14 protein-coding genes and 1 tRNA gene are annotated in these 14,432 nt (G+C 62.0%); 14 read left to right on the top strand and 1 reads right to left on the bottom strand.

Annotation, left to right across the window (positions count from 1 at the left end; genetic code table 11):
• The first annotated feature begins 8 nt into the window (after window positions 1–8).
• The 13 genes from NOM06_RS04775 (at window position 9) to hypA (ending at window position 13,205) form a co-directional block, all read left to right on the top strand.
• Window positions 9–1,727, top strand: a complete 1,719-nt coding sequence (locus tag NOM06_RS04775) for an NADH-quinone oxidoreductase subunit C (protein WP_069527320.1) — start codon at window positions 9–11, stop codon at window positions 1,725–1,727.
• Window positions 1,728–1,736: 9 nt separating this feature from the next.
• On the top strand, window positions 1,737–2,294 hold the full coding sequence (locus NOM06_RS04770; RefSeq protein WP_005345227.1) for a formate hydrogenlyase complex iron-sulfur subunit: 558 nt from the start codon (window positions 1,737–1,739) through the stop codon (window positions 2,292–2,294).
• Window positions 2,294–3,109 (top strand): NADH-quinone oxidoreductase subunit B family protein, encoded by an 816-nt coding sequence (locus NOM06_RS04765; RefSeq protein ID WP_255910070.1) that lies wholly within the window; start codon window positions 2,294–2,296, stop codon window positions 3,107–3,109. Before NOM06_RS04770 ends, NOM06_RS04765 begins: the two co-directional genes overlap by 1 nt.
• Window positions 3,102–3,515, top strand: a complete 414-nt coding sequence (locus NOM06_RS04760; RefSeq protein WP_255910069.1) for a formate hydrogenlyase maturation HycH family protein — start codon at window positions 3,102–3,104, stop codon at window positions 3,513–3,515. The genes NOM06_RS04765 and NOM06_RS04760 overlap by 8 nt, the downstream gene beginning before the upstream one ends.
• Entirely contained in the window at window positions 3,515–4,006 is a 492-nt protein-coding gene (gene hycI / locus NOM06_RS04755; protein WP_255910068.1) for a hydrogenase maturation peptidase HycI, read from the top strand. The genes NOM06_RS04760 and hycI overlap by 1 nt, the downstream gene beginning before the upstream one ends.
• A 213-nt stretch (window positions 4,007–4,219) precedes the next feature.
• A tRNA-Sec gene (locus NOM06_RS04750) sits at window positions 4,220–4,311 on the top strand.
• A 314-nt stretch (window positions 4,312–4,625) separates the two neighbouring features.
• Window positions 4,626–6,089 (top strand): L-seryl-tRNA(Sec) selenium transferase, encoded by a 1,464-nt coding sequence (gene selA, locus NOM06_RS04745; protein WP_255910067.1) that lies wholly within the window; start codon window positions 4,626–4,628, stop codon window positions 6,087–6,089.
• Window positions 6,090–6,093: 4 nt separating this feature from the next.
• The gene (gene selB, locus NOM06_RS04740) at window positions 6,094–7,977 is read left to right on the top strand and encodes a selenocysteine-specific translation elongation factor (RefSeq protein ID WP_255910066.1); all 1,884 of its coding nucleotides are present in this window, start codon (window positions 6,094–6,096) and stop codon (window positions 7,975–7,977) included.
• Complete coding sequence (gene hypF, locus NOM06_RS04735; RefSeq protein ID WP_255910065.1) at window positions 7,974–10,412, top strand: carbamoyltransferase HypF; 2,439 nt, start codon at window positions 7,974–7,976, stop codon at window positions 10,410–10,412. The genes selB and hypF overlap by 4 nt, the downstream gene beginning before the upstream one ends.
• 5 nt (window positions 10,413–10,417) lie before the next feature.
• Window positions 10,418–10,669 carry a HypC/HybG/HupF family hydrogenase formation chaperone gene (locus NOM06_RS04730; protein ID WP_040065728.1) on the top strand — a complete coding sequence of 84 codons (252 nt, stop codon included), beginning with the start codon at window positions 10,418–10,420 and terminating at the stop codon, window positions 10,667–10,669.
• Window positions 10,663–11,781, top strand: coding sequence for a hydrogenase formation protein HypD (gene hypD / locus NOM06_RS04725; protein WP_255910064.1), 1,119 nt, complete (start codon window positions 10,663–10,665; stop codon window positions 11,779–11,781). The genes NOM06_RS04730 and hypD overlap by 7 nt, the downstream gene beginning before the upstream one ends.
• The gene (gene hypE / locus NOM06_RS04720; RefSeq protein ID WP_255910063.1) at window positions 11,778–12,782 is read left to right on the top strand and encodes a hydrogenase expression/formation protein HypE; all 1,005 of its coding nucleotides are present in this window, start codon (window positions 11,778–11,780) and stop codon (window positions 12,780–12,782) included. The genes hypD and hypE overlap by 4 nt, the downstream gene beginning before the upstream one ends.
• Before the next feature lie 81 nt (window positions 12,783–12,863).
• A complete protein-coding gene (hypA, locus tag NOM06_RS04715) occupies window positions 12,864–13,205 on the top strand; it encodes a hydrogenase maturation nickel metallochaperone HypA (protein ID WP_255910062.1) in 342 nt (113 codons plus the stop codon).
• Here hypA and NOM06_RS04710 read toward each other — a convergent pair.
• Window positions 13,183–13,599 (bottom strand): hypothetical protein, encoded by a 417-nt coding sequence (locus tag NOM06_RS04710; RefSeq protein ID WP_305120735.1) that lies wholly within the window; start codon window positions 13,597–13,599, stop codon window positions 13,183–13,185. The two genes, hypA and NOM06_RS04710, sit on opposite strands and share 23 nt — an antisense overlap.
• On the opposite strand from NOM06_RS04710, the gene hypB reads away from it, so the two are divergent.
• Entirely contained in the window at window positions 13,480–14,310 is an 831-nt protein-coding gene (gene hypB, locus NOM06_RS04705) for a hydrogenase nickel incorporation protein HypB (protein WP_370688906.1), read from the top strand. The two genes, NOM06_RS04710 and hypB, sit on opposite strands and share 120 nt — an antisense overlap.
• Window positions 14,311–14,432 lie beyond the last annotated feature (122 nt).

Raw genomic sequence — 14,432 nt, 5'->3', positions numbered from 1 at the left:
AGAACTGCATGACCATCGCCATTTCGGATCGCATCGGCTGCGACTACATCCAGCAGGTGCGAGCACAACTGCCCCACGCCATCGTCGACGAGGAGTGGCAAACCGCCGATCAGGCCACCATCACCGTCAAGCCCACCAGTCTGGTCGAAACTGCCAGCCTGATCTTCCATCAGCTGGGGGGCTGGCTTCCGCTCTCCTTTGCCAATGACGAGCGCAGCCTCAACGGCCACTTCGCCGTCTACCACGTCTTCTCCATGGAGAGCGACACCAAGTGCTGGATCACCGTCAAGGTGCTGGTGGATGCCGATACCCAGGAGTACCCCTCCATCACCCCGACCATTCCGGCAGCGGTGTGGGGCGAGCGGGAAATCCGCGACATGTACGGCCTGCGCGCCATCGGCCTGCCAGACGAACGTCGTCTGGTGCTGCCGGATGACTGGCCGGAGGATATCCATCCCCTGCGCAAAGACGCCATGGATTATCGCCAGCGCCCGATGCCCACCACTGACACCGAGACCTACCCCTTCGTCAACGAACTGGGCAGTGATGCCAACCGCATCGTGCCGGTCGGCCCGCTGCATATCACTTCGGATGAACCGGGCCACTTTCGGCTGTTCGTCGATGGGGAAGATATCATCGATGCCGACTACCGCCTCTTCTATGTCCATCGCGGCATGGAGAAGCTGGCGGAAACCCGGATGGGCTACAACGAAGTGGCCTTCCTGACCGACCGGGTCTGCGGCATCTGCGGCTTTACCCATAGCGTCGCCTACACCACCTCGGTGGAGAACGCCATGGGTATTCCGGTGCCGGAGCGGGCCAAGATGATCCGCGCCGTGCTGCTGGAGGTGGAGCGCCTGCACAGCCATATCCTCAACATCGGCCTGTCGAGCCACTTCACCGGTTTCGACACCGGCTTTATGCAGTTCTTCCGGGTGCGGGAGAAATCCATGACCCTGGCCGAGCTGCTCACCGGCGCGCGCAAGACCTACGGTCTCAACCTGATTGGCGGGGTACGCCGCGACATCTTCAAGGAAGATCGCATCAAGGGTGCCCAGCTGGTGCGCGAGCTCCGTGATGAGCTCAAACCCCTGGTGGCCATGCTGCTTGATACCGCCAACATCTCCTCCCGCCTCATCGGTATCGGCAAGCTCGAGCCGCAAATTGCCCGCGATTTCAGCTGCGTCGGCCCCATGGTGCGGGCGAGCGGCTTCAAGCGCGACGTGCGCCGGGTCCACGATTTTGCCGGCTACCGCGAGCTGCCGATGGAGATCCAGACCAAGGCGGGTTGCGACGTGCAATCCCGGGTACTGGTGCGCATCCACGAGCTCTACGACTCCCTCGACATGATTGAGTTCGGCCTTGAGCACCTGCCGGAAGGGCCACTGCTCACCGAAGGCTTCACCTACCAGCCGGGCAAGTTTGCGCTGGGCTTTACCGAGGCGCCCCGCGGCGAGAATGTCCACTGGAGCATGACCGGGGACAACCAGAAGCTGTTCCGCTGGCGCTGCCGCGCCGCCACCTACGCCAACTGGCCTGCTCTGCGCTACATGCTGCGCGGCAATACCGTGGCGGACGCGCCGCTCATCATCGGCAGTCTGGATCCCTGCTACTCCTGTACCGACCGGGTCACCCTAGTCGACCCCAAGAAGGGCAAATCCACCGTGGTCTCCTACAAGGAGATCGAGCGCTACGGCATCGATCGCAAAAACTCTCCGCTGAAATAAGGGGTCATCATGATCAAGCTGTTCAAGACCATCCTCAAGGCTGGCACCCCGACCGCCAAGTACCCCTTCGCCCCTTACGAGGTGAACCGGGATTTTCGCGGCAAACCGAAATATCAGGCGGATCAGTGCATCGCCTGCGCCGCCTGCACCAAGGCCTGCCCGGCCAATGCGCTGGTGATGGAAGTGGACATGGAGACCGGCGAACGGCGCTGGGAGATCTCCATGGCGCGCTGCATCTTCTGCGGCCGCTGCGAGGAGGTCTGCCCGACCCGCGCCATCGCCCTCTCCCCCGAATTCGAGCTGGCGGTGACCAACAAGGCGGATCTCTATGAGGAGGCCCGCTTTGCGCTGGCCCCCTGCACCCTGTGCGGCACCTACTTTGCCCCGAGCAAGCTGGTGGCGCTGGTGGAGGACACCCTCAAGCAGGCGGGCACACCGCTCGCGACCCCGGAGCGACTGCACCACTGCCCCGACTGCAAACGAAAACAGAGCATGCTGAGCCAGCCTGACTCGGCCCTGATCACACCGATAGCCACACCGATGGCCGCACAAAAGGAGTGGATGTGATGAGCAAGATCAAAGGCATAGAACCGGTTGTCGGCCATGCCCATACCCGTGCCGTGCCGCTGGCACAGGATCCCGAGATCACCAAACTCAAGAAGACCCTGCTCAAGGACATTCGCCGCTCGGCCTATGTCTACCGGGTCGATTGCGGCGGCTGCAACGCCTGCGAGATCGAGATCTTCGCCACCATCACCCCGCTGTTCGATGCCGAGCGTTTCGGCATCAAGGTGGTTGCCTCCCCCCGCCACGCCGACATCCTGCTCTTTACCGGCGCTGTGACCCGGGCAATGCGGGTACCGGCCCTGCGCGCCTACGAGGCGGCGCCCGATCCCAAAATCTGCATCGCCTACGGCGCCTGCGGCTGTGACGGCGGCATCTTCCACGACCTCTACTGCGTCTGGGGCGGCACCGACAAGATCGTGCCGGTGGATGTCTATATCCCGGGCTGCCCTCCGACACCGGCGGCTACCATCTACGGCTTTGCGGTGGCGCTCGGTCTGCTGGAACAGAAGCTCAAAGCCACCAGCCACGAGGTGCAACCGGGTGAGCGGGTCGAACTGCGCCACACCGGCATCCCCAATGAAATCCGGGTGATGATCGAGCGCGAAGCGCGCCGCATGGCCGGTTACCGGCAGGGGCGGATCATCGCCGACGAGTTTATGGCCCTGCTCGAAGGGGCGACCCAGCAGGATGTGGATCTGTGCATCCAGAGCTACCTCGATCAGCACGACGATCCGCGCCTGGCGGAGATCGTCAACAACCTCGCAAACGCCTGCCTCAACCGGGCGGCCGGCAAGGGAGAGGCGGTGCATGGCTGACGAGGTTTTTTTCTACCGCCTCTCGCGCAAGTTCGTCGACGAGCAGTTCGACGTCCCCGAGGAAGCCAAAGAGGTGATGTACTACAGCCTCGCCATCGGCCACCACCTCGGCATTGTCGATTGCCTGCGAGCAGACCTGGTCTGCTCGCTGATCGGTTATCGCGACTGGGTAGCAAAGCTGCCAGAGGGAAGTGAAGCGCGCCGCAAGATGGAGGGATTTCTCACCTTTGGCGAGATCACCATCTATCGCGAGCACTGCCATATGCTGGCCTGCGCCTTCGACCGACTGCGCAAAGCCGACAATCTGCTCGATGAGCAGGAGCTGGGCTGGACCAATGCCTTTATGGAGCAGCTCACCGCCCTCTTTAACGACCCCCATATGTACCTGATGGTAAGGAGCCGCTGATGGGCTGCGATCTCGTGTTGACCGTGGGCAATGCCATGATGGGGGACGACGGTGCCGGCCCCTATCTCGCCGACAAGCTGCAGGCCGCCCCCCTGCCCGGCTGGGTTCATATCGACGGCGGCATCGCGCCGGAAAATGTGGTCTACAAGGTGCGGGAGCTGCAACCGGAGCGGGTGGTGCTGGTGGATGCCGCCGAGATCGGCGAGAAGGCGGGCACCCTGCAGGTGATTCCCCCCGAGACCATCGCCGAGATGTTTATCTTCTCGACCCACAACATGCCGCTCAATTTCCTGATCGACGAGCTCAAGACCTTTGTCCAAGAGGTGATCTTTGTCGGGGTACAACCGGCCATCGTGGCGTTCTCCTTCCCGATGACCGAGATGGTGAGCGAGGCGATGGATTATCTTTATCAGCATCTTGATGCCGCCAGTGACACCAGTCTGTTAATAGATAAACTGGATCAGTGGAATATTTCCAACGCCAACCGGTGATTATTTATAGAGTTGTTAACGACCGTTATTGACCGACGGTTACAGCAATGTGATCGAGGCCCGATGTTAAATTAAAAACATCGGGCTAATTGTGCTGAACTTGATATAAAACAAGGTTCTTTGATTTTTTCAAAAAATCGCTAACTCTCGCTTTTTTATGACAAAAAAAGCGTTGCCAGTCACAGAAGTTTGCCACAAAATGGCGACCGTTACGGAAGTTGATGGGGTCTGGTGGCCTCCTCGGTCTTCAAAACCGATGTGAGCCGAGAAGGCTTTGGCAGGTTCGATTCCTGCCTCTTCCGCCAAATTTATCTTTTGAACAAATACTCTCCCGCTGAATTTTTCGGCCTGAATGTTATTTCCATTGTTTGTTCAATATGTTTGAAGTAATACCTTAAAAAAGGTGCTTGCCGCTTGCCAATATAATCCGAACTCAGGTTATCTCGCTGGCCAAAAAATAATTTATCAGCATCGATGCAGCATTAATTTATACCCGCTCATTGATGCGTCCAGTTTGCACTCATCCGCAAATCGCCAGCAGTGCCATAACCCGTCAGCTCGGCCTCTCTATCGGCAAACCGGTGCGCATCCCGAACCCACGCACTGCACTGGTAATCCCATGCCGAACTCGTCTCACGCGCCAGCCATCCCCCATCGCCAGCCCGCATCAGGTACGGCTGCCGACGATTCACTGCCAGATTCACAGCAACAAACCCGCCGTCTGCCACAAGTGGAACAGCTGCTGCAGCAACCCTTTCTCGCCGGTTTTATCGAAGCGCTGAGCCGCCCGCTGGTGACTCAGACGGTGCGCGACACCCTGAGCGAGCTGCGCCAGAGCGAAGATTTTCGCCAGCATGGCGTCGCCCCCGAGCAGATCGAGGCGCTGATTGCCAAGCGCTGCCGACAGCAGTTGCGCCAGCGTCAAACCCGGGTGATCAACGCCACCGGCACCCTGGTGCATACCAATCTGGGGCGCTCGCCATTAAGTCACGAGCTGTGGGACGAGGTGCGTGACCTCAACACCGGGTACAACAATCTGGAGCTGGATCTCGCCACCGGCAAGCGCGGCGGGCGCAAGGGGCTGATCGCCCCCCTGCTCCGTTGCCTCACCCAGGCCGAGGATTCGCTGGTGGTCAACAACAACGCCGCTTCGCTCTTTTTGCTGCTGCAGGAGGTGGCCAAGGGGCGCGAGGTGATCGTCTCGCGCGGCGAGCAGATCCAGATTGGTGGCGGCTTTCGCATTCCCGATATTCTGGCGCTCTCCGGTGCCAAACTGGTGGAGGTGGGCACTACCAATATCACTACCGCCAAAGATTACCTCGATGCCATCACCGATCAGACCGCGCTGGTGCTGATGGTGCACAGATCCAATTTCGCCATTCGCGGCTTTACCGAATCCCCCGATATCGGCGAGGTGGCCCGCGCCCTGCCCGAGCACGTGGTGCTGGCGGTGGATCAGGGGTCGGGCTTGACCACCGAAGAGTTTGCGCCGGATGAAACCTCGGTGCGCCAGTACATCAAGGCGGGGGCAGATCTGGTCTGCTACTCCGGTGACAAGCTCTTGGGGGGCCCGCAATCGGGCATCATCAGCGGCCGCAGCGACCTTATCAAGCGGCTGGAAAAACACCCCATGATGCGCACCTTCCGCCCGAGCCGCATCGTCTACTCCCTGCTCGAACGTCTGCTCATCCACAAGCTCAACAAGTCCCCCATCGGTGAGGGCATTGCCCAACGCACCTTGAGCAACCCCGCCGCCATGCAGGCGAGAGCCTCCCAGCTGATGGCCGCCCTGCCCGGTTGTTTTGTACCCGTCCCCGCCCAGCTGGTGGTGGGCGGCGGCACCTTGCCGGACGAGTTTTACCCGGCCCCTGCGCTGGAATGCACCGACCCGCGTCCGGCCCAGCAGTTACTCGATGATTTGCGCGAACTGCCGGTGCCGGTCATCGCCACCGTGCGCCAGCAGAAGGTGCTGCTCAATATGGCCACCCTGCTGCCGACCGAGATGGAACTGCTGATTGCCCAACTCAGGGAATTGCTGCTGCCCGCCCCGTTCAATGCAACAAATGCGACCGAGGAGCCCTGATCCCATGACCCCCTATCGCGCCGTTATCGGCCTTGCAGGCCACGTGGATCACGGCAAGACCCTGCTGATCAAGGCCCTCACCGGCATCACCACCGCCCGTGCCCACGAGCAGGCCATTGGCATGACCCAGGATCTCGGCTTTGCCCACTTCGACGACGGTCAGGGCAACACCATAGGCGTCATCGACGTGCCCGGCCACGAGCGCTATATCCGCAACATGGTGGCGGGGCTCTGGAGTCTGGATCTGGTGCTGCTGGTCATCGCCGCCGACGAGGGGTGGATGCCGATGACCGGCGATCACCTGCGCCTGCTCAAGGCGATGGGGGTGCCGCGCCTGCTGGTCTGCATCAACAAGTGCGATCTTGTCTCCCCCGACGAGCTGGAGCTCCTTGAAGAGAGCCTGCTGGAGCGGGTGATGGACGAGAGCGGCATGGTGCCCGACATCGTCAGCGTCAGTGCCAAGACCGGCGCCAATATGGCTGCCCTACACGCCGCTATCGTACGTCAGCTGGCCGAACTGCCAGCCTCACAAGCTGCCCGCGAGCAGGGCGCACCGCGCCTGTATGTAGACAGGGTCTTTACCGCCAACGGCACCGGCACAGTGCTCACCGGCACCTTGCAGCAGGGCCGCCTCAAGGTGGGGGACAAGCTGCGCCTCTACCCTGCCGATCGTGAGGTGCAGGTGCGCTCCCTGCAGGCCTATCACCAGAGCGTCGACGAGATTGGCGCCGTCTGCCGGGTGGCGGTGGGCCTTAAAAAAGTGCCTCACAAGGAGGTGGCTCGCGGCCACTGCCTGACCAGCGCGGCGGGCCAGTGCGAGGCGGCGACTCACCTGATCGTGCGGCTCAACACCGAGAGCATGAGTAGCAAGACACTACGAACGCAGGAGGTCGAGGTGGCCCTTGGCAGCTGGCATGGCCGGGCCCGTTTCGTGCCCATCAAGGATACCCGGCTGGCGCGGCTGATCTTTACCAACCCCATTCCCTGCTTCTTTGGCCAGCCGCTCGCCATCATTCGCCACGGCAGCAGCGAACTGCTGCACGGCGCCCGCATCGTCTGGTGCGGCGACATCCATCCCGCCAGACGCAAGGCGCTGCACGCCCTACTGGGTGAGCTGCCTGATGACTTGGAGCACTACAACCCCGCAGCCTTGCAGCTGGGGCTCAATGGCTATGTGCTGGCCAGCCGCTTTGACCAGCGGCCAGAGCAGGTCACCCCCCTCGGTGAGTGGCTGCTGGATAGCTGCTGGCTGACCCAGAGCCGCGATCAACTGCTGGCTACGCTGGCCAGCGAACCGCTGAGCGCCGCCGAGCTGGCAACCCGCTTTGGCATCGCCCTGCCGGTCACTCATGCCCTGCTCCAGCAGCTCAAGAGCGAGCAGCTGATCCGTCTGCACCATGACAAGTGGCAACCGGGCAGCGGCGAGTCGGAAGATGATCTGGGGGAAGAGGCGCAGCTGGTGCTCAAGGTGGTGCGAGATCAAGGCAAGGAGGGTTATGAGCCCGGTAAACTGGGCCCCGGCGGCGTGGAGCTGGATCCCTTTATCACCCGCAAGCTGCCCGCCGCCCTGCAGCAGGGCTTGCAGCAAAAAGGCGCGTTGCAAAAGCAGCTGCGCAATCTGGCGCGACTCAAGTATCTGGTGCAGCTCGATGGCCCTATCTACTACGACGCCGCCCTTTACAACCAGATGGTCGCCGCCGTGCTGGCGGGCCAGCAGGTGGGAGATCTGATCGACATGGCATCCCTCAAGGAGATCACCGGTTTGTCGCGCAAATACGCCATTCCGTTCTGCCTGCGCATGGAGATGGATGGCTGGGTGCGGCGCGAGGAGAACGAGCGCCGAGTGCTGCGTCTGCCGCAGACTCAAGATGGGATGGAGCCGGCATGAGCGCCACCATTGCCCCCTCTGGCTCTTCCAATCCTGTGGCCAACCGGCTACGCCGCGAGTTTCATATCGACGGTATAGTGCAGGGGGTCGGCTTTCGCCCCTTCGTCTATGGACTGGCGCTGCGCCACAGCCTTGCCGGTTATGTCTTGAACGACGCGAGCGGCGTCACTATCGGCGCCGAGGGATCCCCCGAGCAGCTGGCCGCCTTTTCCCGCGAACTGCGTGAACTGGCACCGCCACTTAGCCGCATCGATCATTTCAGCGAGCGGGAGCTTCCCCGAGATGCTGACTCCGAACATAACCCCGACTACGACGGCCAGTTTCATATCAAGGCCAGCCAGCAGCAGAGCGCCGCCACGGTCGCCATCTCGCCGGATCAGGGGATGTGCGAGGCGTGTGCCAACGATGTGGCCAACCCCAACGATCGCCACCACCACTACCCCTTTACCAACTGCACCCACTGCGGCCCGCGCTACACCATTATCCGTCGCCTCCCCTACGACCGCCCCCACACCGCCATGGCGGGCTTTGCCATGTGCCCGCGCTGCGCTGCGGCCTATGAAAACCCGCTGGACAGACGCTACCACGCCCAGCCGGTGAGCTGCCCCGAGTGCGGGCCCCACCTCAGCTGGCGCAGCGGCCGCGGCGATGTGCTGGCCGAGCGCGAAGATGCCCTGCACGCCGCCGCCCACGCCCTGCAAACGGGGGCGCTGATTGCGGTGAAGGGGATGGGGGGGTATCACCTGATGTGTGATGCTCGCAATGAACAGAGCGTTGCCAGATTGCTAACGCTCAAGCGACGCGCACGCAAGCCGCTGGCGGTGATGATGGGATCCCTTGCCGAGGCCAAACTGCATGTCACCGGCAGCGAAGACGAGTGGCAGCTGCTCGCCTCTCAGGCCAGACCCATCACCTTGCTGCGCAAGCGCAAAAATGATGATCGGCTCTCAGAATCCCTACTTGCAACCGCGCCGCTGGCGGAGGGGATCGCCCCCGGCATCCCCTACCTTGGGGTCATGCTCCCCTATACCCCGCTCCACCAGCTGCTGCTGGGCGCCTGCGCCATGCCGCTGGTGGCCACCAGCGCCAATGGTCGCGGCAGCCCGATCCTGATCGAGTGCGAGGCGGTGGTCAGGGAGCTCGGCCGCGAGATTGACGGCATTCTGGATCACAATCGCCCCATCCTGCACCCGTGCGACGACAGTCTGGTGCAGTGGGCAGGCGGGCGGCGCCAGACGTTGCGGCTGGCCCGGGGCTATGCCCCCTGCACTCCCAGCTTGCAAGAGGCGGTCAAGGCGCCGCTGCTGGCGGTCGGGGCGCAGCAGAAGAACCAGCTGGCGCTCGCCTTCGGCCGCCAGCGCATCTACAGCCCCTATATCGGCGATCTGCACAGCCTGCCGATGCAGGAGCACTTCGAGCAGACCCTGGCGACCTTTCGCGATCTCTACGATCTCAAGCCAGAACTGCTGGTCTCGGATCGCCACCCCGGCTATCTCAGCCACCAGTGGGCCAAAAGCTATTGCCAGGATCAGGGTGCGACCCACCTCGAGGTGCAGCACCATCACGCCCACCTGCTGGGGGTGATGGCCGAGCACGACATCACAGGCCCGGTGCTGGGGGTTACCTTCGATGGCACCGGCCTTGGCAATGACGGCACCCTCTGGGGCGGCGAGCTGCTGATCGCAGACGTTCAGGGATTTGAGCGGGTTGCCCACCTTGCCCCCTTCAAGCTGATCGGCGGCGAAGCGGCCATTCGCGAGCCGGCGCGCCAGCTGCTGGGGCTGCTGTTTGAATCGCACAGCCCTGAGGAGATCAGCGCCCTCGATATTCCGTTGATCAAGCAACTGCCCCTTAAGCGGATCAACAACCTGCACCAGCTCTGGCAGCTGGGTCGCAACGCCCCCTACACAAGTTCCATCGGCCGGCTGTTCGATGCGGTCGCGGCGCTCTTGGGAGTGATCGATACCCCGGATTACGAGGGCGAAGCGGGGCTCTTGCTGGAGGCGGCCGCCTTGCAGCTTGCTCCAGATGAACAGCCCTTCCCTCTCACCTTTGGCCTGCACCAGAGCGCGGAGGGGCCACTGCAGATCCAGTGGGCAGAGCTGATCCATACCCTTGTCAGCGAGCGGCGCCAAGGCACCGCCACCGCCAGCCTGGCTGCCGGTTTTATCCGCGCCATCAGCAATCTGGTCATCGCACTGGCCGAGCGCTTCCCCGGCTATCCGGTGGCGCTCGGGGGCGGCGTCTTTCAAAACCGGGTGCTGATGGACCAGCTGGTGCCCGCTCTCGAAGCGGCCGGTCAGCAGGTATTGACCAGCGAAACCCTGCCGCTCAATGACGGTGGCATCGCCGCCGGTCAGCTCTGGTTTGCCATCCACCATCTTGCCACGCACCGCCCAACCACAGCCGGCTGTGCCACCTTGTCGGAGTCCTGAAATTCATGTGTCTATCCATCCCCTCTCAGGTGGTGCAACTGCACCCCGAAGATAACTGCGTCACCGTCGATACCCTGGGGGTGCAGCGGCGCGTCAGCTGCATGCTGCTCGAAGAGCCTCTCCAGGTGGGCGATTATGTGCTGCTCCATATCGGCTTTGTGATGAGCAAGATTGACGAAGAGGAGGCGCAGGCCAGCCTCGAGAGCTTCCGCCAGATGGTGGCCCTGATGCCCAAACAGGATATCTTGCCATGCTGACCTTGAATGATCTCTTTCAGGGCTTTCGTCAGCCTGACGTTATCCGCGCCCTCGCAACCCAGATCACCGAACTGGCCAAAGATCTGCCCGAACCGCTGCGGGTGATGGAGGTGTGTGGCGGCCATACCCACACCATCATGAAGTACGGCCTGCACCAGCTGCTGCCCACCAGCATCGAGTTCGTTCACGGCCCCGGCTGCCCGGTCTGCATCATGCCAAAAGAGCGCATCGATCAGGCCATCGAGCTGGCGAGTCAACCGAACGTTATTCTGGTCACCCTTGGGGACATGATCCGGGTGCCGGGCTCCAAAGGCACGCTGGCCCAACAGCGGGCCAAGGGGAGCGATATCCGCCCGGTCTACGATCCCCTCGATGCCCTGCGTATCGCCAAAGAGAATCCGGAAAAAACCGTGGTCTTCTTCGCCATCGGTTTCGAGACCTCTACCCCGATGACGGCCGCCTTGCTAGCTGCGGCTGAAGCTGAGGGGATTGAAAACCTCCTGTTTCATATCAACCATGTGCTGGTGCCCCCCGCCATTCATGCGGTAATGGCCGACGGGGTGGCCAAGGTGAACGCCTTTATCGGCCCCTCCCACGTCAGCGTCATCACCGGCGCCGATATCTACCTGCCTATCGTCGATCGTTATCAGGTGCCAGTGGTGGTGAGCGGCTTCGAACCGGTGGATGTGATGGAGGCGCTCTTGATGATGGTGCGCCAGAAGGTGGAGGGTCGCTACGCGCTGGAGGTGCAATACAGCCGCGCCGTCACCGCCAGCGGCAATAAAGCCGCCCAGCGGCTGGTCGAGCGCTTTTTCGAGACCCGCGAGCACTTTCGCTGGCGAGGTCTGGGGGATATCAACGCCTCCGCCCTGCGCCTGCGCGATGCCTTTGCCAAGTGCGACGCGGAGCGCCACTTCGCGCTCAATCAGACTCCCATCGATGACCACAAGGCGTGCCAGTGCGCCGATATCCTGCGCGGGCTGGCCAAACCGAACCAGTGCAAAGTCTTTGGCCGGGGCTGCACCCCGACCCAGCCCATGGGCAGCTGCATGGTCAGCTCCGAAGGGGCCTGCAATGCCTACTACCGATATATGGGGATCCAGGAACAATGAGAGAAATCCAACTTAGCCACGGTGGCGGCGGTGTCGAAATGAATCAGCTGATCAACCAGCTCTTCTTTCGCCACTTTGGCAACGAGATCCTGCTGCGCGGTGAAGATGCAGCCCTGTTGCCGGTAGAGGGCCCCGTTGCCTTCACCACCGACAGCTTTACCGTCTCGCCGCTCTTCTTCGAGGGGGGCGATATCGGCAAACTGGCCATCGCCGGTACGGTCAACGATCTCGCCATGATGGGGGCTAAACCGGAATACCTCAGTTGCAGCTTTATCATCGAGGAGGGTTTCCCCTACGCCGATCTGGCCCGCATCGTCGAATCGATGGCCGCTGAGCTTGCCAAGAGCGGTGCCCGCATCGTCTGCGGCGACACCAAGGTGGTGCCCAAGGGGGCGGCCGACAAGATCTTTATCAACACCAGCGGGGTCGGCACTTTCCCGCAGCCCGAACAGAGCCGGGGCATCTCGGTGCGCAACCTCAAGGCCGGTGACGCCATTCTGGTGTCGCGGGATATCGGCAGCCACGGCGCCTGCATCCTGATGGCCCGCGACGCCCTGCAACTGGGATCTGATCTCAAGAGCGACTGCACCACCCTCTGGCCACAGGTAGAAGCGCTGCTGAAGGCAGGCATTACCCCCCACGCCCTGCGCGATGCTACCCGCGGTGGCCTTGCCGCCGTCCTCAACGAATGGAGCAGTGCCTCCGGCGTTGCCATCGAGCTGGAGGAGTCCGCCATCCCGGTGTGCGATCCGGTGCGAGGCCTGTGCGAACTCTACGGTTTCGAGCCCCATGATCTCGCCAACGAGGGGACCATGGTACTGGCCTTGCCTGCCGAACAGGCGCAGGACGCACTGGGCATCTTGCGGCAGTTCAACCCAGCAGCCAGCCAGATCGGCGTGGTGCAGGCGAGCGATCGCCACAAGGTGATCCTCAATAACCCCTGGGGCAGCCGCCGTTATCTGGAGCTGCCACAAGGGGAGCTGCTGCCGCGGATCTGTTGAGCAGCCATGCCGCTCACCCATAAGCCGTTTTCCCAATAAGGGGGAGGAGTCACACCTCCCCATATCGGTTAAGGAGCCACCATGCACGAAATGTCTCTGGCCATGGCCGCCATCGATCTGGCTGCCGAGCAGGCCACCCAGCGGGGCTTTACCAGGGTGACCGCCCTCTGGCTCGAGGTCGGCAGCTTCTCCTGCGTTGACCCGGACACCATTGCCTTCTGTTTCGAGGCCGCCGCCAAGGGCACAGTCGTCGAAGGGGCCCAACTTCACTTTCAGCATCAGGCGGCAGAGGCCTGGTGTTACGACTGCAACAAGACGGTCACCCTCACCGAGCGCGGGCAGGCCTGTCCCGGGTGCGACGGATACAAATTACGAGTCGCGCAGGGTGATAGCCTGCGCATCACCGACATCGAGGTAAGTTGATATGTGTAGCGTATGCGGATGCGGCCAGGCGCGGATTGCCGGCCATGAGCACGATCATGAGCATCATCACGAACATGAACATCATCACGAACATGAACATCACCATGAGCACGAGCACGAGCACGAGCACGAGCACGAGCACGGCCATCATCATGCTCATGACGCCCATCACCATCATGATCACGAGCAGAGCGCACCGCGCACCCTGATCATTCACCACCACTATCACCATCAGGGGGATGTCCATCACCACTATCACGGAGTGCGGGCTCCCATAAACCACGAGGGTCATGATCACCCCCACGACCATCATCATGATCATGCCCACTCTCATGACCACGGCCATTCCCACGCGCATCCCCATGACCATGACCATGACCATGACCATGACCATGACCACCAGCAGGGTGATCTGCACTACGGCAAAGGGGAAGCGGGATTGTCGGTGCCCGGCATGGGACAGCGCCAGCTGATCGCCATCGAGATGGATGTGCTGGCCAAGAACAACGCGCTGGCGGCCCACAACCGCGAACACTTCGACGACGCAGCCCAATTGGTGCTCAACCTGGTGTCTAGCCCGGGTTCAGGCAAAACCACTTTGCTGTGCGAAACCCTGCGCCAGCTGGCAGACAAGCGCCCCTGCGCGGTGATCGAAGGGGATCAGCAAACCAGCGCCGATGCCGACCGTATCCGCGCCACCGGCGTCCCTGCCGTGCAGATCAACACCGGCAAGGGCTGCCATCTGGATGCCAAAATGGTCCACGACGCCTGCCACCAGCTGCCCGCCAATGAAGGGGGCATCCTCTTTATCGAGAACGTCGGCAATCTGGTCTGCCCCGCCAGCTTCGATCTCGGCGAGAAGTACAAGGTGGCGATCCTCTCCGTCACCGAGGGGGAAGAGAAGCCATTGAAGTACCCGGACATGTTTGCCGCCGCCCAGCTGATGGTGATCAACAAGATCGATCTGCTGCCCTACGTCAGCTTTGACGTGGCCCGCTGCATCGAGAACGCCAAACGGGTCAACCCCTATATTCAGGTGATCCAGGTCAGCGCCACCACAGGCGAAGGGATGGATGCCTGGCTTAACTGGCTGGCCAGTGCTTGAAATCAACCGGTTAAACGCCGCTGATAACGGTAGAAAACAAAAGAGGGAGGCTGATGCCTCCCTCTCTTTTATCTGCGCGCTTTGCCAACGGTTCTCTCTGTACAGAATGGCCAGCGTTTCAT

The organism is Aeromonas sp. JL9 (assembly GCF_024436075.1).
Taxonomy (GTDB): Bacteria; Pseudomonadota; Gammaproteobacteria; order Enterobacterales; family Aeromonadaceae; genus Aeromonas; species Aeromonas veronii.
Note: the sequence above shows the minus strand (reverse complement) of the source record. Positions and strands in the feature narration are given on the sequence as shown.